Source organism: Stutzerimonas sp. C6.4V (genome assembly GCF_058536345.1).
Genome location: NZ_JBZUBM010000002.1, coordinates 819,588 through 837,722, shown reverse-complemented (window position 1 = coordinate 837,722; position 18,135 = coordinate 819,588). Strand labels below are relative to the sequence as shown.

At 64.7% G+C, this 18,135-nt stretch carries 14 protein-coding genes; 7 read left to right on the top strand and 7 right to left on the bottom strand.

What is annotated here, in order from left to right:
- Positions 1–49 precede the first annotated feature (49 nt).
- Both AC4LFW_RS19700 and AC4LFW_RS19695 read left to right on the top strand, forming a co-directional pair.
- A complete protein-coding gene (locus tag AC4LFW_RS19700; RefSeq protein WP_491821317.1) occupies positions 50–1,495 on the top strand; it encodes an alanine/glycine:cation symporter family protein in 1,446 nt (481 codons plus the stop codon).
- Between the two features lie 59 nt (positions 1,496–1,554).
- Positions 1,555–2,547, top strand: a complete 993-nt coding sequence (locus AC4LFW_RS19695; RefSeq protein ID WP_491821315.1) for an asparaginase — start codon at positions 1,555–1,557, stop codon at positions 2,545–2,547.
- Between the two features lie 10 nt (positions 2,548–2,557).
- Here AC4LFW_RS19695 and AC4LFW_RS19690 read toward each other — a convergent pair whose 3' ends face one another.
- From AC4LFW_RS19690 to nudE, 3 genes are all read right to left on the bottom strand, one after another.
- Positions 2,558–5,416, bottom strand: a complete 2,859-nt coding sequence (locus AC4LFW_RS19690) for an ATP-binding protein (protein WP_491821313.1) — start codon at positions 5,414–5,416, stop codon at positions 2,558–2,560.
- A 119-nt stretch (positions 5,417–5,535) separates the two neighbouring features.
- Positions 5,536–6,351, bottom strand: a complete 816-nt coding sequence (gene cysQ, locus AC4LFW_RS19685) for a 3'(2'),5'-bisphosphate nucleotidase CysQ (protein ID WP_491821311.1) — start codon at positions 6,349–6,351, stop codon at positions 5,536–5,538.
- Positions 6,348–6,914, bottom strand: a complete 567-nt coding sequence (gene nudE / locus AC4LFW_RS19680; RefSeq protein WP_491821309.1) for an ADP compounds hydrolase NudE — start codon at positions 6,912–6,914, stop codon at positions 6,348–6,350. Before nudE ends, cysQ begins: the two co-directional genes overlap by 4 nt.
- Before the next feature lie 121 nt (positions 6,915–7,035).
- On the opposite strand from nudE, the gene yrfG reads away from it, so the two are divergent.
- The 4 genes from yrfG (at position 7,036) to AC4LFW_RS19660 (ending at position 11,558) form a co-directional block, all read left to right on the top strand.
- On the top strand, positions 7,036–7,716 hold the full coding sequence (gene yrfG / locus AC4LFW_RS19675) for a GMP/IMP nucleotidase (RefSeq protein ID WP_491821307.1): 681 nt from the start codon (positions 7,036–7,038) through the stop codon (positions 7,714–7,716).
- Between the two features lie 176 nt (positions 7,717–7,892).
- Positions 7,893–10,007: a PAS domain-containing protein gene (locus tag AC4LFW_RS19670; RefSeq protein WP_491821305.1), complete on the top strand. Its 2,115-nt coding sequence runs from the start codon at positions 7,893–7,895 to the stop codon at positions 10,005–10,007.
- Positions 10,008–10,118: 111 nt separating this feature from the next.
- A complete protein-coding gene (gene fdhD / locus AC4LFW_RS19665) occupies positions 10,119–10,955 on the top strand; it encodes a formate dehydrogenase accessory sulfurtransferase FdhD (RefSeq protein ID WP_491821303.1) in 837 nt (278 codons plus the stop codon).
- Between the two features lie 144 nt (positions 10,956–11,099).
- Entirely contained in the window at positions 11,100–11,558 is a 459-nt protein-coding gene (locus AC4LFW_RS19660) for a YMGG-like glycine zipper-containing protein (protein ID WP_491821301.1), read from the top strand.
- Positions 11,559–11,619: 61 nt separating this feature from the next.
- Here the strand turns inward: AC4LFW_RS19660 and AC4LFW_RS19655 are convergent, their stop codons facing one another.
- The 4 genes from AC4LFW_RS19655 to AC4LFW_RS19640 all read right to left on the bottom strand — a co-directional run bounded on the left by AC4LFW_RS19655 (position 11,620) and on the right by AC4LFW_RS19640 (position 16,493).
- A complete protein-coding gene (locus tag AC4LFW_RS19655) occupies positions 11,620–12,054 on the bottom strand; it encodes an acyl-CoA thioesterase (RefSeq protein WP_491821299.1) in 435 nt (144 codons plus the stop codon).
- A 23-nt stretch (positions 12,055–12,077) separates the two neighbouring features.
- Positions 12,078–13,241 (bottom strand): iron-containing alcohol dehydrogenase, encoded by a 1,164-nt coding sequence (locus AC4LFW_RS19650; RefSeq protein ID WP_491821297.1) that lies wholly within the window; start codon positions 13,239–13,241, stop codon positions 12,078–12,080.
- Positions 13,242–13,461: 220 nt separating this feature from the next.
- Positions 13,462–15,252, bottom strand: a complete 1,791-nt coding sequence (locus tag AC4LFW_RS19645; RefSeq protein WP_491821295.1) for an acyl-CoA dehydrogenase C-terminal domain-containing protein — start codon at positions 15,250–15,252, stop codon at positions 13,462–13,464.
- A 2-nt stretch (positions 15,253–15,254) separates the two neighbouring features.
- Positions 15,255–16,493 carry a 3-hydroxyacyl-CoA dehydrogenase gene (locus tag AC4LFW_RS19640; RefSeq protein WP_491821293.1) on the bottom strand — a complete coding sequence of 413 codons (1,239 nt, stop codon included), beginning with the start codon at positions 16,491–16,493 and terminating at the stop codon, positions 15,255–15,257.
- A 101-nt stretch (positions 16,494–16,594) separates the two neighbouring features.
- Between AC4LFW_RS19640 and AC4LFW_RS19635 the strand changes: the two genes are divergently transcribed.
- Positions 16,595–17,527 (top strand): LysR family transcriptional regulator, encoded by a 933-nt coding sequence (locus tag AC4LFW_RS19635; RefSeq protein ID WP_491821291.1) that lies wholly within the window; start codon positions 16,595–16,597, stop codon positions 17,525–17,527.
- The last annotated feature ends 608 nt before the right edge of the window (positions 17,528–18,135 follow it).

Genomic DNA, 18,135 nt, shown 5'->3' with positions numbered 1-18,135 from the left:
CCGGCTGCGATTTTTCATTCGTCAAAACAACAAGAGAGACCCTTCCGTCATGCTCGATCTCCTTAACGATCTCATCTGGAGCAAGCTGCTCATCGTGATGCTGATAGGCCTCGGCCTGTTCTTCACCATTGCCTCGCGCTTCGTCCAGTTCCGCTACTTCGGCAGCATGTTTCAGATCTTCGGCGAGGCATTCAAACGCCAGCCGGGCCAACTCAGTTCATTCCAGGCGCTGATGCTCAGCGTCGCCGGTCGCGTCGGCGCCGGCAACATCGCTGGCGTCTCGGTCGCCATCATGCTCGGTGGACCCGGAGCGATTTTCTGGATGTGGATCGTCGCACTGGTCGGCATGGCCACCAGCTACTTCGAGTGCTCGCTGGCGCAGCTGTACAAGCGCCGTGAAGCCGACGGCGGCTATCGTGGCGGCCCGGCGTTCTACATTCAGCATGGCCTGGGCCAGCGCTGGCTGGGCATCGTGGTTTCGCTGCTGCTGCTGGTGACCTTCGGCTTCGGCTTCAACGCCGTGCAGTCCTATACCGTCGCCAGCTCGATGAACGACACCTTTGGCGTGCCGACCCATATCAGCGGCATCGTGCTGATGGTGGTGATCGGCCTGATCATCTTTGGCGGCATCAAGCGCATCGCCAAGTTCGCCGACGTGCTGGTGCCGATCATGGCCTTCTCCTACATCGCCATGGCGATCTTCGTCATTGGCAGCAACGCGGGCGACATTCCTGAAGCGTTCGGCACCATCTTCCGCAGCGCCTTCGGTCTCGAGCCGGCGTTCGCAGGCGGTATCGGTGCGGCCATCATCATGGGCGTCAAGCGCGGCCTGTTCTCCAACGAGGCCGGCCTGGGCAGCGCGCCGAACGTCGCGGCGGTGGCCGAGGTCAAGCACCCGGTGGCGCAGGGCATCGTGCAGTCGCTGAGCGTGTTCATCGACACCATCGTGCTGTGCAGCTGCACCGCGCTGATCATCATCCTCTCCGGCGTGTTCGAGCCGGGCAGCGAGATGGCCGGCGTTGTGCTGACCCAGACCGCTGTTGCCGCCGTCGTCGGCGAGTGGGGGCGGGTGTTCATCAGCGTCGCCCTGCTGCTGTTCGTGTTCACCACGCTGATCTACAACTACTACCTCGGCGAGAACGCACTGGGCTTCTTTACCGGCAAGCGCTGGCCGGTTCTGGTCTATCGGGTCATGGTCATCGGCCTGGTGATGTGGGGCTCGATTCAGGACCTGGGGACGGTGTTCGGCTTTGCCGATGTCACCATGGGTCTGCTGGCGATCTGCAACCTGATCGCCCTGGCACTGCTGTTCAAGGTAGGCCTGCGCCTGATGCGCGATTACGATAGCCAGCGTGAGGCGGGCGTCGAATCGCCAGTGCTCGATCCGAAGAACTTCGCCGATCTGGATCTGGACCCAAGCGTCTGGCCAGCCACCGGTGCTGCTGAAACGCCGGCCAGGCACGCGACCGTAACGGGCCAGGCACCTCAGCGCTAAGCCTGTCCGCGTCTTTTGAACAGGGGCCGCTGGCCCCTGTTTTCATATAGGAGACCCCTATGCCGGCTTCCACCAACACCCTGGTGCTTTACACCGGTGGCACCATCGGCATGCAGCAGAGCGCCGAGGGCCTGATGCCCGCTTCCGGCTTCGCCAGCCGGCTGCGCGAACAGCAGGACGAACAGCCCGAGCTCTCCGTGCCGGACTGGCAGTTTCGCGAACTGTTGCCCCCTATCGACAGCGCCAACATGAACCAGACCCACTGGCTGGCGATGGTCGAGGCCATTCGGGCCGGGGTCGAGCAGGATGGCTGTGACGCCGTGCTGGTCCTGCATGGCACCGATACCCTCGCCTATAGCGCTGCCGCCCTGAGCTTCCTGCTGCTGGGCCTCCAGGTGCCAGTGGTGCTGACCGGCGCGATGTTGCCGGCCGGCGCGCCCGGCAGCGACGCCTGGAGCAACCTGTTTGGCGCCCTGCAACGGCTGCATGCCGGCGTCGAACCAGGCGTACACCTGTACTTTGCCGGCAAGCTGATGCATGGCGCGCGGGCCAGCAAGCTCGGTACCGCCAGCCTCGATGCGTTCGGCACACAGCCACGGCTGCGTCAGGGCCAGCGTGCAGCGAGCCTGCCCGTCGCGCTCGACTATCGCAGATCGCGACATCCGGTCAGCCTGGCAGTACTGCCGCTGTATCCCGGCATCCAGGCGACCGGGGTGCAGGCACTGCTGTCAGGTGGCGTGCAGGGCGCGGTGCTCGAATGCTATGGCAGCGGGACGGGCCCGGCGGACGATGCCGAACTGCTCGAGGCGCTGCGCGATGCCCACCGTCGCGGTGTCGTACTGACGGCGATCAGCCAGTGTCCGCAGGGTCACGTCGACTTTGGCATCTACGCCGCCGGGAGCAAGCTGGCTGCCAGCGGCCTGGTGTCAGGCGGGGGGATGACTCGCGAAGCAGCGCTGGGCAAGCTGTTCGCGCTGCTCGGTGCTGGGCTGTCACAAACAGAGGTGGAGCACTGGTTCGCGCTCGATCTCTGCGGTGAGCGCACCGACTGAGCGGCTGCATTCAGCCGGGGATCAGCTCCAGCGCGCGCAGGCAGCCTCGCACCTGCCTGCGCAGCTCGTCGAGGTCCAGCGGCTTGCCCAGCCAGCCCTGGCAGTCGAACCCGACCACGCCGTCGCCCGCACTGAGCACGATGACCGGCAGCTCCCGGGTGGCGGGCGCCTGGCGCAGCAGCTGAACGAGCTCCTTGCCCTCCAGCTCCGGCAGGTTCAGGTCCAGCAACAGCAGATCGGGCACATCCGTCAGCAGATGCTCCAGTGCCAGCCGGCCATTGCCGATGACGACCACATCCGCCATGTCCGCCAATGCCTTGCGCACCAGCGTCTGGCTGGCCGGATCGTCCTCGACATAGACGATGTTCGGTCGCTCGCGAACCGCCACCGGCAGTTGCGCCTCGGCAGGCGACAGTGCAATCCAGAAGCAACTGCCCACGCCGACTTCGCTCTTCACGCCGATGCTGCCACCCATCAACTTGGCGTATTCCAGACAGAGCGACAGCCCGATGCCGGCGCCCTGAATGGTCGAACTTTCGCGCCCCAAGCGCTGGAACGGCTCGAACATCTTTGCCTGCAATGCCTCATCGACGCCCAGCCCGGTGTCTTCGACCACCAGCCTCAGCTGGCCGGCCACCTTTTCAACCCTCAGCATGATCCGCCCGGCCGGCTTGTTGTACTTGATTGCGTTGGACAGCAGGTTGAGCAACACCTGACGCAGGCGCCGCGGCTCGGCAAGTACCCTGACCGGCGCGTCCGGCACGGCCAGTTCGAGCTCGAGCCCGTGGCGCCGGATATCGAGCGCCACCAGTTCGGCGCACTCACGCATCAGTTCGGTCACCTCGACAGGCTCAAGCGTAAGCCGCGGCCGCTCGCCCTGCAGGCTGGACCAGTCGAGGATGTCGGCCAGCAGCTGGTTCAGATGCCGGCTGGCCAGCAGGATCTCGTCGAGATAGTCCGCGGCTTCCGGGTCCGTATCGGGTGAACAGTCCATGCGCATCAACTGGGCAAAGCCGAGAATCGCGTTGAGGGGCGTACGCAGCTCGTGGCTGATGCTGGAAATGAGATGGGTCTTGGCTTCGTTGGCCGCTTGCGCCTGCTGGATGGCCTGCCGCAGGTCGTCCTCGACCCGCTTGATGGCATCGATGTCCACGTGGGTGCCGGCCACCAGCATGGCCGCGCCGGTCTGCGGGTCACGCTCCAGCACACGCCCGCGGCTGAGTAGCCAGTGGTACTGGCCCAGGGCATCGGCAAAGCGGTATTCGCTTTCATAACGCAGCGCCTGCCCCTCGTGCATGCGCGCCAGTTCAGCGCGTACCTGGGCGACATCGAGCGGATGGATACGCTGCAGGAACTGAGCCTCGCTCAGGCGTGACGAGGGCAGCCCGAACCGGCCCGGCAGCCGCCCACGCAACTGCAGCACACCGCTGCGCATGTCATTTTCCCAGAGGCTTTCGGTGGCGCTTTCGAGCACCAGTTCGAGGCGGTTCTGTGCCTGCGAACGCTGCGTTTCACTGAGTTCCAGCTGACCACCGATGGCCCGGGTGTGCTGCGCCAGGTCGTGGAGTTCACGAATGTCCGACGCCACCGGTTGCGGTCGCCACTGGCCCTGCCCGATCTGGCCCATCATTTGCGAAATGCGGGCGATGGGGGTCAGCAGCGATTCGCTGAGCCGGCGCGCGCGCAACCACATGTAGCCGAAGAACAGCAGGTAGAACAGGACCAGTCCGGCGATCAGGAGGTAACCGATCCGGCGGAAATGGCTGGCCAGGTCATTGGTCTGGCTAAAGATCGCCGCCTCGTCGACGACGGCCAGCAGGTGCCAGCCGGACGGCTCCACCGTGGCCCAGGCGACCAGCTGCTGCCGCCCCCCCAGCATCATCAGCTGCACTCCATCGCGCTGCGTGGCGATGGCGCTCGCCAGGTCGCGGGTTTCAGGCGAACGGCCGAGGCGGAAATCTTCCGGCTTGAACGTCTCCTGACGAATCGCTTCGCTGTAGGAATGTTCGGTCAGCTCATCGAGGCCGAACTGCCGCTCGCCCGCTTCGGGCAGTGCCATGATGTTGAGGTCGCGGCTGACGAGCATCGCATAGCCGCCCCACGGCACGCGCAGGCTGGAAATCTGGCGCAGGATGCCGCTGACGGTGATGTCGATGCCGCTGACGCCTTCGAGAAAATCACCGCGGTAGACCGGCGCCACGGCAGACATCATCCAGCCATGCCCGGCCGGGTCCAGATAGACATCGGTCCAGACCACCTTGCGCGCCGGGTTGTGGCTGGCGTCGGCCAGGTAATAGAAGTTGTAGCTGGGGATGTCCATGTCCGGCGGGTACTGCTGCGCCGTGTCAAACCAGGGGTAGATGTGGTTGTAGCTGTCCCAGCTGTTGAAATAGAGGCTGGCGATCAGCGGGTTGCTGATGTACAGCTCCTTCATCAGCGGATCCAGCCGGCCCAGGCGCGCCGCCTTGGTCAGGTCATGCAGCTGCGGCGCAGTTGCGGCGGAATAGAAGCCCGCCGAGCCGCCAAGGTCGCGGGGCGTGGAGCGCACGCCATCGCCATTGAGTGTCAGCGCGGCTGGCGCCACGGGCGTTTCGTCACGCAGGGTGCGGCCAGTGAAGTTGCGCAGCAGCAGCGTGGTGCTGGCGACCTGTTGCAGCTGCTCCCCGACGACACGCGCCTCCTGTCCCACCGCCGCCTGCAGTTCGGCCAGCGCGGTCTGACGCAAATGGTCGATCTGCGCATCTCGAATGGCATTGTTGGTCAGCAGGTAGGCGGCGATCAGCACCGCTTCCACCAGCACCAGCGGGATCAGCGCGCTCTGGACAAAGGCGCGCCAGATCCATTGACGTATCCCGGTTTTCGATGACACAGGCTGCTCCCGCGATCCGGCTCATGGCTGTGGCACCTGACTGTAGCACCGTCAGGGCAGGCGCGAGCCTGACGGCGATCAGTCTCCAGCCAAGGCATGGCCCGAACGGAGGCCAGAACTCAGCGGTTCGCCAGCTCGATCAGCGCCTCGCGCCATTCGACCCCTCGCGGCAACGCCAGGAAGGAGGGGTTGAGGTAGGTCTCGCGGGCTTCATAGGTCAGGGGCATGCCAGCCGTATCCAGCAGCTCGCCCCCAGCGCCTTCGAGCACGCCCTGGGCAGCCGCGGTATCCCATTGGGAAGTCGGTGCCAGCCGTGGATAGCAGTCGGCGGCGCCCTCGGCAAGCAGGCACAGCTTCAACGAACTGCCCACATTGGCCAGCACCAGCTCGCCGAAGCGCTGGCCCAGGCCTTCGAGCAACCGTTCCTGCGCCGGGCTGGAATGACGCCGGCTGGCGACTACGGTGAAGCCGTCGACCGGCGTTTCCCGGACACTCAGCGGCTGAGCGGCGCCATCGGCCTCGGCACGCCAGGCCCCGAAGCCCGCCCCGCCGTAATAGCAGCGACCATTGGCCGGAATCCCGACCACACCGAACACCACTTGTCCATGCTCGATCAGCGCGACGTTGACGGTGAACTCTTCGCTGCCACTGATGAACTCCTTGGTCCCGTCCAGCGGATCGACCAGCCACCAGCGCGTCCAGCCGGCACGCTGGGCCAGACTCAGGTCGCAATCCTCCTCCGACAGTACGGGGATGTCGGCATCTAGGGCGCGCAGCCCATCGGCGAGCAGGTGATGGGCGGCCATGTCGGCTGCGGTGACCGGCGAGGCGTCGGCCTTTTCCTGCACCTGCACATCGTTGCGCCAGTGCGGCAGGATGACCTTGCCGGCTGCGCGAACCAGATCGATCACCGGCGCCAGATAGGGATGGCTCACTTGACGAATTCTCCCCGTTGAGCGAGCAGGTCACGCGCCAGGTACAACGCAGCGAGAGCGCGCCCTTCGCTGAACTGCGGATGCTGGACCAGGCTCGACAGTTCGCGCAGATCGACCCGATCAACGCGCATCGGCTCCGGCTCGTCGCCCGGCAGCTGCTCGGGATACAGATCACGCGCAAGCACCACCTGGATCTTCTGGCTCATGTAGCCGGGCGAAAGGGACAGCTCGGTGAGCAGCTCCAGGTTGCGCGCCCCGAAGCCGGCTTCCTCCTTCAGCTCACGGTTGGCCGCGTCGAGCACATCCTCCCCCGGCTCGATCAGCCCCTTGGGCAGGGACAGCTCGTAGGTCTCGGTGCCACCGCAGTATTCCTCGACCAGCAATGCACGGCCGTCAGCCTCCAGCGCGACGATCATCACCGCGCCGTAGCCGGACCCCTTGCCGACCAGCCGTTCATAGGTACGCTCCACTCCGTTGGAAAATCGCAGCTGCATTTCCTCGACACGGAACAGACGGCTACTGGCGACGATCTCGCGGGCGAGTACTGTAGGTTTCTGGCGCATGGGAAGTTCCTTGAAACGCGAGCGGCAATCATAACCCGGCTTTTTGCCTGGACCGTGAACGCTTTGCATCGAACCGACGGCTGTCGCACCATTGGCCCATCGCCGAATGGAAGAGCCCGCCATGATCACTTCGCTGCCCTGGTCCGAGATCGACACCGTCCTGCTGGACATGGACGGCACCCTGCTCGACCTGCATTTCGATAACCATTTCTGGCTCGAGCTGCTGCCCCGGCGCTATGCCCAGCTGCATGGCATCAGCCCGGCCATGGCCGAGCTGGAACTGGCCCCGCTGTTCAATGAACATGCGGGCAAGCTCAACTGGTATTGCCTGGATTACTGGACGCGCGAGCTGAAGCTGCCGATCCGCGAGATGAAGCGCGAGATAGCCGACCTGATCGCCCTGCGACCGGCAGCCGACGAGTTTCTTGCCGCCCTGCGCCAGGCCGGCAAGCGCGTGGTGCTGATCACCAACGCCCACCCCGACTCCCTGTCGCTGAAGCTTGAACGCGTCGAGCTGGCGCCCTGGTTCGACCGGCTGATCAGCTCCCACGATTACGGTTTCCCCAAGGAACAGGCCCAGTTCTGGTACGCGCTGCAGACAGACCTCGGCTTCGATCCGTCGTCGGCGCTGTTCATTGATGACAGCCTGCCCGTGCTGCGCAGTGCCCGCGCCTATGGCATCGCTCACCTGCTGGCCATCAGCGAACCGGATAGCCGACGGGGCAGGAAAGACACGGAAGAATTCACCCCCGTCGACAATTACCTGGAGCTTATTCGCAGCCTTCAAGGCTTCTCTTCCTGAACCCTGGACCTTCCCGCCAGCCTGACGCTTACTTCGAACGCGCTCGTCCTGTTAGAGTCGGCCGGCAATTATTACAACAAGGGCGACGCCGCTGGCGGTGCCACCAGGGTAACTGAATGCCGCTCAAGCGCGCCGTCAATGCAGACCGCATCCGACGCGCCCAAAATGGATGATTTATGGCTGTAGACCCGGGATTCTGGCCATCTGACCGCAGCGAAGTGGGCTTGCTCATCCGCCACCACGACTGGAGCGCCACGGCGCTGGGTCCCATCGAAACCTGGCCCGCGGCCCTGCATGTGTTGCTTGACACCTTGCTCGATGCGCCGCTGCCAATGTGCATCCTCTGGGGCAACGCCGGCCTGCAGCTGTACAACGATGCCCACGCCGCGCTGATCGGCATCCAGCATCCGCAGGCGCTTGGAACGCCGCTGCACGAAACCTGGCGCGAGGCATGGCCGGCACTGTTCAGCGCCTATGCAAACCAACGTCCCGACCAGGCCTGCCTGCTCCGCAATCAGCATCTGCCGCACCCAAGCCGGCGCGAAACGGCAGGAACCTGGCTGGATCTGTCGCTGAGCCCCATTCGCGACGGCGATAATGTCGTGGGCCGGCTGCTTTGCCTGCGCCCCAGCGAAGAGGAGGCGCTGCGACGGCGGGGACAGGAGTTGTCGATGGTCACGGATGCGCTGCCAGTGCTCATCGGATACGTCGATAACGAGCTGCACTACCGCTACAACAATCGTCACTACGAGGAGTGGTTTGGCCATTCGCCTGCCTGGCTGTATGGCAAATCCCTCAGGGAGGTCGTCGGCGAGCGCGCCTTCAAGGCACGCGAGAAGGAGCTGGCCAGGACGCTGGCTGGCGAAACAGTGGTATTCGAAGCCTACATGCCGCATAAGGATGGCCGTTCTCGCCAGGCACTGATGCATTACCTCCCCCGTCGCAACGACCAGGGTGAGGTTCAGGGTTTTTTTGTACTCGCCCAAGACGTCACCGAACGCTGGCAGGCCGAACAGGCGCTGCGTGAGCTCAACGAAACCCTCGAAAGCCGGATCAAGGAACGCACCACCGCACTGGCGGAGGTATACGAGCGGCTACTTGCGGAAATGGCCAGCCGCGAGCAGGCCCAGGAAGCGCTGCGTCAGGCTCAGAAGATGGAAGCGGTCGGACAGCTCACCGGCGGCATCGCCCATGACTTCAATAACATGCTCACCGGCATCATCGGCGGCCTCGATCTGATCCAGCGCTACAACCAGTCCGGCCGTCACGGCGAAACCCAACGCTTCATCGATGCCGCTGTCACCTCGGCCAACCGCGCCGCCGCCCTCACCCATCGGCTGCTGGCCTTTGCCAGGCGCCAGCCGCTGAATCTCAAGCGTGTCGACCTGAACGAGCTGGTGGAATCGATGCACGACCTGATCGCCCGCACACTGGGCAACCACATACTGGTCGATGCGCTGTTGCAACCTGACCTTTGGCCGGCCAGCAGCGACGAAAACCAGCTGGAAAGCGCCCTGCTCAACCTGGTGATCAACGCACGCGACGCCATGCCCGACGGCGGCAGCCTGTATATCGCTACCGCCAACGTCGAGCTGCAGCAAGGCGAAGTCGGTGAGCTGGCGGCGGGACGCTACGTCACCCTCAGTGTCATCGACAGCGGCTGCGGGATGACGTCCAGGGTGCTGGCATCAGCCTTCGAGCCCTTTTTCACGACCAAGCCCATCGGCCAGGGCACCGGCCTCGGTCTGTCCATGATCTACGGCTTCGCTCGGCAGGCAGGCGGTCACGTCCAACTGCGCAGCGAGCCCGGCACCGGCACTGAAGTCATCCTCTATCTGCCGGCACACCATACGCTGGCGCCGTCGTCAGTGACGACAGCAACCACACTGGGAGTCGAACAGACTCCCGCTGTCCTCGAGGGCAAGGTGGTGCTGGTAGTGGAGGATGATCCCGCCGTACGCCTGCTGGTGCTGGACGTGCTGGGCATGCTCGGCTGTCGCTCGCTGGAGGCAGCCGAGGCCAACGCGGCGGTACGCATCCTGAAAACTGCCGAGCGCATCGACCTGCTGATTTCCGATGTCGGCCTGCCGGGCATGAACGGCAGGCAACTGGCAGACATCGGTCGCGAGCTGCGCCCAGGGCTGCCGGTACTGTTCATAACCGGCTACGCTGAGCAGGCCATCAGCAGTGGCTTTCTTGATGCCGGCATGGACATGATCAGCAAGCCGTTCGCCATTGACCTGCTGGCTGCGCGCGTACGCGGCATGCTCAAGGGAATGTCACAGGACTAAAGGTTGTCGTATCCATGACAGCTGCATGTCGCAAGCGGCATTGAAAAACTGCCTGGCGCCGCGCACAGTCGATCAGCACGCATCCGTATGCCAACCTGCCGAGCCCGCCCAATGTCCCCCCCACGACACCTTTCCCTTCCCCCGGAACCCGGCGCCACCACCGGTGCCAGCGCGCGCTACGAGTTCCACGCCTTCGGCGCGCCGCGACCGGAGCCGGTGGAGCTGGCAGAGGAATGTGCGCTGGCGGTGGCCTACAACGGCCTGAACCAGGCTGTGATGATGGTATCGCCTGCCGATCTGGAGGATTTCGTCGTCGGCTTCAGCCTGGGCGCCGGCATCGTCGAACACGCCAATGACATCTATGACATCCACCTCAGCGGCACTGGCAATGGTCGCCATGCCGAGGTCGAGATCGCCAGTCGCGCCTTCTGGAAGCTCAAGGAACAGCGTCGCCAGCTGCCAGGCAATGCCAGTTGCGGGCTGTGCGGCGTCGAAGCACTGGAGCAGGCGCTGCCGCAGCTGCCGGCGTTGCCCGTGGCGCCGCTGCCGCCCATGCATTGGCTGGACGATCTGCGTCAGCGCATCGCCGAGTTTCAACCCCTCGCGCAGCGGTGCGGAGCCGTGCATGCCGCGCTGTTCATCGATGCACAGGGGCAGATCCGCCTGGGCCGCGAGGACATCGGCCGGCACAACGCCTTGGACAAGCTGATCGGCGCATTAAGCCGTAGCGGGCAGAACGTCGCCGGCGGCGTCGCGGTGGTCACCAGCCGCTGCAGTCTGGAACTGATCCACAAGGTCCAGCGCGCCGGCATTCCGACACTGGTCAGCTTCTCTTCGCCGACCGGCCTGGCAGCCCAGTGGGCGCAGCGACACAACCTCAACCTGATCCATATTCCCCATCGTAGCCCGCCGCGGGTGTTTAGCCCGGTGGCTGGTGAAGCGAGTTAAGACCGCTTCGCTTGTTACAGGTTCCGCCTGAAAATCAAAGACTTACGAAAAGCGAAACGCATCACACCTTTCATCGGTGAGCGCTTGCCGAAGACAGTCCTTGGGCGTGAGGATCGCGGCGCCATCCACTGGAGAGGTTCCACCATGAAGTATTCCTCGATTCTGCTGTTGTCCGCGGGCCTGCTCAGCGGCACCGCCTTTGCCGGAAGCAACACCGAAGCCGCTGTTGGCGGCGCCCTGGGCGGTGCGCTCGGGTCGGTGGTCGGCGAACACCTGGGTGGTTCGACCGGCGCCACCATCGGCGCGGGCGTCGGTGGTGCGGCGGGCGGCATGGTGGGTGCGGACAAGCGTAGCCGTACCGAAGCGGCCATCGGCGGCGGTCTTGGCGCAGCCGGCGGCAACGTGATTGGCCAGCGCGTCGGCGGCAGCACGGGCGGCCTGATTGGCGCAGCGGTGGGCGGTGGCGCCGGTGGCGCGATCGGCAATGCCTACGGCGACGATGACGACCGGAGCGAGCGTCGCTACCGTGATGATCGCCGCTACTACGGCCACCCCGGCAAAGCCAAGGGGCACTGGAAGCACAAGCACAAGCATCACGACTGACGTCTCGTTACCGCGGGCCATGTCCTGTGGCCCGCAACGCCTCCCGCCCACGCTCTTCAGCTTAGCTCGCCAACCCTTCCAGGGCCGCGCGCAACCGGCCCGGAATCGGTGTCGGCCGATTGGTCGCCCGCTCGACGAACACGTGTACGAAACGGCCGGCGGCGCTGGCCTCGTCCTCGCCGCGCTTGAAGACCGCTAGCTCGTACTGCACCGAACTGTTACCCAGCCGACCGACCCGCAGGCCGACCTCGATCTGATCGGGAAAGGCGATCGAGGCGAAGTAGTCGCAGCTGGAGCTGACCACGAAACCGACCACCTCGCCGTTGTGGATGTCCAGCCCGCCGCGTTCGATCAGGTAGGCATTCACCGCACTATCGAAATAGCTGTAGTAGACGACGTTGTTGACGTGACCGTAGAGGTCGTTGTCGTGCCAGCGGGTGGTGATCGGCTGGAAGTGGCGGTAGTCGGCGCGTCGGTGCTCGGGTTGGTCTGCCATGCGAGGTTCCTTGTCGATACGGATCAGTAGGCGGCGCGGTAGATGGCCAGCGCATCGGCCTCGCTGACCTCACGCGGATTGTTGACCAGCAGCCGCTGCTGCAGCATCGCCTCCTTGGCCAGCTGCGGCAGCATCTCTTCCGGCACGCCGGCGTCGCGCAGGCGGGTCGGCAGGCCGACGCGGGCGCTCATCTGCTCGAACTCCTCGATCAGCTGCTCGGCGTAGGTGGAAGGATCATCCGTGCGCAGGCGCTCGCCGAGAATGATCGGCGCCAGTTCGCCGTAGTGCGTGGCCGCCGCGCTGACGTTGAAGCGCAATACCTGCGGCAACACCAGGGCGTTGGACAGCCCATGGGGGATATGGAAGTTGCCGCCCAGCGGATAGGCCAGCGCGTGCACGGCGGCGACCGGCGCGTTGGCGAACGCCTGGCCGGCCAGGCAGGCGCCCAGCAGCATGGCCTGGCGTGCCTCGCGGTTGCTGCCGTTGTGCACCGCCTCGTTCAGATTGGCCGCCAAGAGGCGCAGCGCCTCGCGGGCCAACAGGTCGGACATGGGGTTCTTCTTCAGCGCGCTGGTGTAGGCCTCGATGGCATGCACCATGGCGTCGATGCCTGTCGCTGCGGTCACTGCCGGTGGCAGGCCGAGGGTGAGGTCGGCGTCGAGCAACGCCAGGTCCGGCAGCAGCAGGGGCGAGACCACACCCATCTTGGTCGTCTCACCGGTGGTGATGATGGCGATCTGCGTGACTTCCGAGCCGGTGCCGGCGGTGGTCGGCACCTGGATCAGCGGCAGGCGCTGGCCCTTGGCGTTGCCGACTCCATAGATGTCATGCAGCGATTGCGCGCAATCAGGATGGGCCAACAGCGCAACCAGCTTGGCCACGTCCATGGAGCTGCCGCCGCCAAAGCCGATGATGAGGTCGGCCTTGAGCGATTTGGCCTGCTCCACAGCAGCCGTGACGATGTGCTCCGGCGGATCGGCGACGACCTGATCGTAGACGGCAACCTGCAGCCCTTCGGTTTCGAAGCCCGGCAAGACCTCATTGAGCAGGCCGAAACGGGTGATGCCCGGGTCGGTCACCACCAGCACCGAGCGCGCTCCACGTTCCTTGCAGAGGCTGGCCAGCCGGCGCGACGAGCCGGGCTCGCAGATCAATTGAGCGGTTGTGGCAAAGCTGAACGGATGCATGCTGCCTCCTGATTGTTTTGATGCGGCGTTGAGAGAGCAGCAATTCAAAAGCCCCCTCACCCCAAGCCCTCTCCCGGAGGGAGAGGGGGTAGTTCTGTGTAGTAGCCCAACACCGCGCGGCCTACCGTCATTCGATCAACGCCCTCTCTTTTCGGGAAGAGGGCTGGGCCGCCCGGCGTAGGGGCGAGGGGCAGCGGGTTAGCTTGATCGCCACTTCTCGTTAAAACGCAAAATCCGCCTCCGGCAACGCCATCAGGCAATCCGCGCCACCCTGAATCGCTTCACGATGTGCACTCGCCCGCGGTAACACACGGCGCAGATAGAAATCCGCACTGGCCAGCTTGGCCTGATAGAACGCCTCCTCGCCAGCGCCCTGCTCCAGCGCATCCTGCGAACGCGCCGCGGCCTGCAGCCAGAGGCCGGCCAACAAGACATAGGCCGAGTACTGCAGGAAATCCACCGACACCGCGCCGATCTCCTGGGGATCGCGACCGGTGGCGGCGATGATCTCGGCCGTCAGCTCGCGCCATTCGCCGATGCGTGCCTGCACCCTGCTGGCCAGTTCGTGCAGCGCCGGGCGATCGATCTGCCGGTCGCAAATCTCGCTGAATTCCGCCTGCAGCGCCGACAGTTCCGCGCCGCCGTCACCGAGCAGCTTGCGACGGATGTAATCCAGCGCCTGAATGCCGTTGGTGCCCTCGTAGAGTTGGGTAATGCGGCTGTCGCGCATCAGCTGTTCCATGCCCCATTCGCGGATATAGCCGTGGCCGCCGTAGATCTGCACGCCGAGGCTCGCCACCTCCTGGCCCATGTCGGTGAAGAACGCCTTGACGATGGGGATCAGCAGCGCTGCACGCTTGCTCGCCGCCTTGCGATAGCTCGGCTCCGGATGGCCATGCTCGAGGTCCAGCTGGCGGGCGCAGTAGGCCGCCAGCATGCGGCTGCCTTCGACCAGCGTCTTTTGCGTCAGCAGCATGCGGCGCACGTCGGGGTGCACGATAATCGGGTCGGCGACCTTGTCCGGATGCTGCGCGCCTGCCAGCCCACGAGACTGCAAGCGCTCACGGGCATAGGCCAGCGAGCCCTGATAGGCCTGTTCGGCAATGCCAAGTCCCTGCAAGCCGACCTGGAAGCGCGCGTCGTTCATCATGGTGAACATGCACGCCAGGCCCTGGTTGGGCTCGCCGACGATCCAGCCGGTGGCGCCGTCGAAGTTCATCACGCAGGTCGCCGCACCCTTGATGCCCATCTTGTGCTCGATGGCACCGCAGGACAGCGCATTGCGCGCCCCCGGCGTGCCGTCGGCATTGGCGATGAACTTGGGCACCAGCAGCAGGCTGATGCCCTTCACCCCGGCCGGCGCATCCGGCAGCCGCGCCAGCACCAGATGCACGATATTCTCGCTCATGTCGTGCTCGCCGCCGGAGATGAAGATCTTGCTGCCACTGATCTTGTAGCTGCCGTCCGCCTGCGGCTCGGCGCGGGTGCGCAGCAGGGCGAGATCGGTGCCCGCCTGCGGCTCGGTCAGGCACATGGTGCCGCTCCAGCGGCCGCTGACCAGCTTCTCCAGATAGGCATTCTTCAGTTCATCGCTGCCGTGCTTGTACAGCGCCAACACCGCGCCTTCGGTCAGGCCGGAATAGATGCGAAAGGACAGCGACGCGCCCATCAGCATCTCGTGGAAATTGCAGGCCACCAGCTGTGGGAAGCCCTGGCCGCCGTACTCGGTCGGTCCGGTCATGCTCGCCCAGCCGTTGTCGACGTACTGCTTGTATGCCTCGACGAAGCCCTGCGGCGTGCGCACTTCGCCGTTCTCCAGGGTCACGCCTTCCTCATCGCTGTTGCGATTGAGCGGCGCGACCTCGCCGCCGGTGTAGCGCGCAGCTTCTTCCAGCACACCGTCGATCAGCTCGCGGTCCAGGCCGTTGCCGAGCAATTCGCAATGGCCGGTGGCGTCGAACAGTTCGTGCAGCACGAAGCGCATGTCACGCAGGGGAGCCTTGTATTCCATGCTCATGCCTCCTTCTTGTAGTCGGCAAAACGCCCGCCAAGAGTGGCCAGGCTGTCGATCAGTTCGGCCGGCTGCCAGTGCTCGCCGTGGCGCTCGGCCAGCGCGTTGAGGCGCTCACGAATGGCCGGCAGACCCTGACGGTCGGCCCAGGTCATCGGCCCGCCGACTTCGGCCGGGAAGCCGTAACCGTAGAGGTAGACGGTGTCGATATCGGCGCTGGACTCGGCCATGCCTTCCTCGAGAATTTTGGCGCCCTCATTGACCAGCGCCAGCAGGCAGCGCTCGAGAATCTCCTCCGGACCGATCTCGCGGCGCTCATAGCCGAGGCGCTCGGACTCGCGCTGCACCAGGGCGTCCACTTCCGGATCGTGCTCGGCCTGGCGGCTGCCTTCGGCGTAGCGGTAGTAGCCCATGCGCGACTTCTGGCCGAAGCGGCCCAGTTCGCAGAGACGGTTATCCACCTGCACCTCGGCCTCGTCCTGACCCTTTCCGGCCAGCTCGCGGGCGCGCCATTCCAGGTCGATGCCCACCACGTCATACATGCGGAACGGGCCCATGGCGAAGCCGAAGCCTTGCAGCGCGGCGTCCACCTGATGGGGATAGGCACCTTCGAGCAGCATCATCCGCGCCTCGCGCACGTAGGTGGCGAGCATGCGGTTGCCGATGAAGCCCGGGCAGTTGCCGGCGATCACGCTCACTTTGCCCATGCGCTTGCCGAGTTCGGTGGAGGCCTCAAGCACCGCTTTACAAGTCTTCGCGCCGCGGACGATTTCCAGCAGCTTCATGATGTGCGCAGGGCTGAAGAAGTGCAGGCCTACCACCTGCTCCGGGCGCCCGGTGACAGCGGCGATGGCATCGATATCCAGCGCCGAGGTGTTGCTGGCGAGGATGCCGGCCGCCTTCACGATGCCGTCCAGCTCGCGGAAGATCTTCTGCTTGAGTTCGAGGTTCTCGTAGACCGCCTCGATCACCAGGTCTACGTCGGCCAGCGCCGGGTAATCCGCCGCCTTGGCGATGCGGGCCCGGCGCGCCGCCGCTTCGGCCTTGTCGATCCGCCCCTGACGCACATTGTGTGCGTAGGTGTCGGCCACCACGCCCAGTGCCTGCTCGAGCATCTCGGGATTGTTGTCCAGCCACAGCACCTGCACACCGGCATTGGCCAGGCTCATGACGATGCCGCGGCCCATGGTGCCCGCGCCGATCACGGCGGCGGTCTGGATATCGAAGCGGGGTTGGCTCATGTGAACGGTCCTCGTCGCAGGCTGGAAAAAGTGGAGACCAACCATAGACGAAGACGCTACTATTTTTGAAATTTAGTCTTGTGATGTTTCGGATTCACCAAGTGAATATCTACAACTTCGACCTCAACCTGCTTCGCGTGCTCGACGCCCTGCTGCGTGAGCGCAACGTCTCGCGTGCCGCCGAGCGCCTGTCCCTCAGCCAGCCGGCGGTGAGCAATGCCCTGAGTCGCCTGCGCGAACTGCTCGACGACCCGCTGCTGGTGCGTGCCGGCCGAGCCATGCAGCCGACGCCGCGGGCACTGAGCCTGGAGGCACCGATCCGCGATGCGCTGCAACAGATCGAGCACACGCTCAACGCCGGCGACTTCTTCGACCCGGCCACCAGCCGCCAGCGCTTCGTCATCGCCGTCACCGATTACGTCGAGCTGATCTGCATGCCCAGACTGATGGCGCACCTGGCGCAAGTCGCGCCAGGCATCCAGCTGGCCATCGAACACCTCACCCCGAGCCTGCCAGCCGAAGCGCTGGATAATGGCGAGCTTGATCTGGTGCTCGGTCGTTTCGTCGAAGTGCCGACGCGGTTTCACACCCGCCGCTGGGCCAGCGAGACCTTGCAGGTTGCGCTACGCCAGAGCCATCCGCTGGCTGACGAGGCGCTCGACCTGGACCGCTTTCTGCGCTTACGCCACCTCTGGGTGCATGGCGGGCAGACGCGCGGAATGGTCGATCAATGGTTGGAGGAACACGGATTGAGCCGGGATGTTGTGTATACCACCCCGAACTACCTTCAAGCTGCGCATATTGTCGCCAGCAGCGACCTGGCTGCCGTGCTGCCAACGCAGCTGGCGCGCTATTTTGCCGAGCTGATGCCGCTGCGGTTGTTCGAGCTGCCGTTCGATCTCGGCAGTTTCAGGCTGGATATCGTCAGCGTCGCCCAGCGCGAGCGAGATGCCGCGCTGCAGTGGCTGATCGAGCAGATCGTCGCGGTCGCAGGCAACGCAGGGGCGGGCTTGCCACACCCGAAAAAGACTTAGCGCTGGCGAATTTCCCTGGGCATCTGCTCGACTGGTCATCCCCAGAACTCCCGGGCAGGCGCCAGCTTCTGCGAGGGCTGCTCAGCCTCGCATGAGGTCTTCAGCATCGCGACTGCGTGGCATGAAGAGGCTGTTCCAAGCGCAAGGGGCTGACTGGTGCTGATCGTGCAGGCAACAAAAAACCCGCCGAAGCGGGTTTTCTATGACCATTCCGAATCCTTTCGGTTGCCGTCCTGGCGATGGTCGATCCTCCTTGATCCTGAGCGCGTCCTGCGCTTCAGATGTGGGTGTAGATTAAGCTTCCAAGCGCGTTGACTAAATGGCTGATCACTGCGATCCGTGTAAGCCTTTCGCTATAGGCGAAACAAGCGAGGCGTTTCGCTGTCGCTTTGCGGCCTAAGATCATCCTCTCGCCGAAGCGGTTCGATGCCGGTCTGTCCGGGTTTTCCGTTGGCAGTGCAGACGAGTCGATCATGTGATTCGGCATTCATCGTAGAAGCAGAATAACCTGCCAGAGTCGACAGCCATATGGATGGGCGGCGCGAGGGTGTGTAAGCCGGAGCCCAGGCTCCGCGTTCAAATCAGCCGCCCCGACCCAAGTGAGCATC

Excerpts from the sequence above, each read along its gene's own strand:
- AC4LFW_RS19700 (WP_491821317.1), top strand. The coding sequence starts at position 50 with ATGCTCGATCTCCTTAACGATCTCATCTGGAGCAAGCTGCTCATCGTG.
- AC4LFW_RS19695 (WP_491821315.1), top strand. The coding sequence starts at position 1,555 with ATGCCGGCTTCCACCAACACCCTGGTGCTTTACACCGGTGGCACCATC.
- nudE (WP_491821309.1), bottom strand. The coding sequence starts at position 6,914 with ATGCGCCAGAAACCTACAGTACTCGCCCGCGAGATCGTCGCCAGTAGC.
- yrfG (WP_491821307.1), top strand. The coding sequence starts at position 7,036 with ATGATCACTTCGCTGCCCTGGTCCGAGATCGACACCGTCCTGCTGGAC.
- AC4LFW_RS19670 (WP_491821305.1), top strand. The coding sequence starts at position 7,893 with ATGGCTGTAGACCCGGGATTCTGGCCATCTGACCGCAGCGAAGTGGGC.
- fdhD (WP_491821303.1), top strand. The coding sequence starts at position 10,119 with ATGTCCCCCCCACGACACCTTTCCCTTCCCCCGGAACCCGGCGCCACC.
- AC4LFW_RS19660 (WP_491821301.1), top strand. The coding sequence starts at position 11,100 with ATGAAGTATTCCTCGATTCTGCTGTTGTCCGCGGGCCTGCTCAGCGGC.
- AC4LFW_RS19655 (WP_491821299.1), bottom strand. The coding sequence starts at position 12,054 with ATGGCAGACCAACCCGAGCACCGACGCGCCGACTACCGCCACTTCCAG.
- AC4LFW_RS19650 (WP_491821297.1), bottom strand. The coding sequence starts at position 13,241 with ATGCATCCGTTCAGCTTTGCCACAACCGCTCAATTGATCTGCGAGCCC.
- AC4LFW_RS19645 (WP_491821295.1), bottom strand. The coding sequence starts at position 15,252 with ATGGAATACAAGGCTCCCCTGCGTGACATGCGCTTCGTGCTGCACGAA.
- AC4LFW_RS19640 (WP_491821293.1), bottom strand. The coding sequence starts at position 16,493 with ATGAGCCAACCCCGCTTCGATATCCAGACCGCCGCCGTGATCGGCGCG.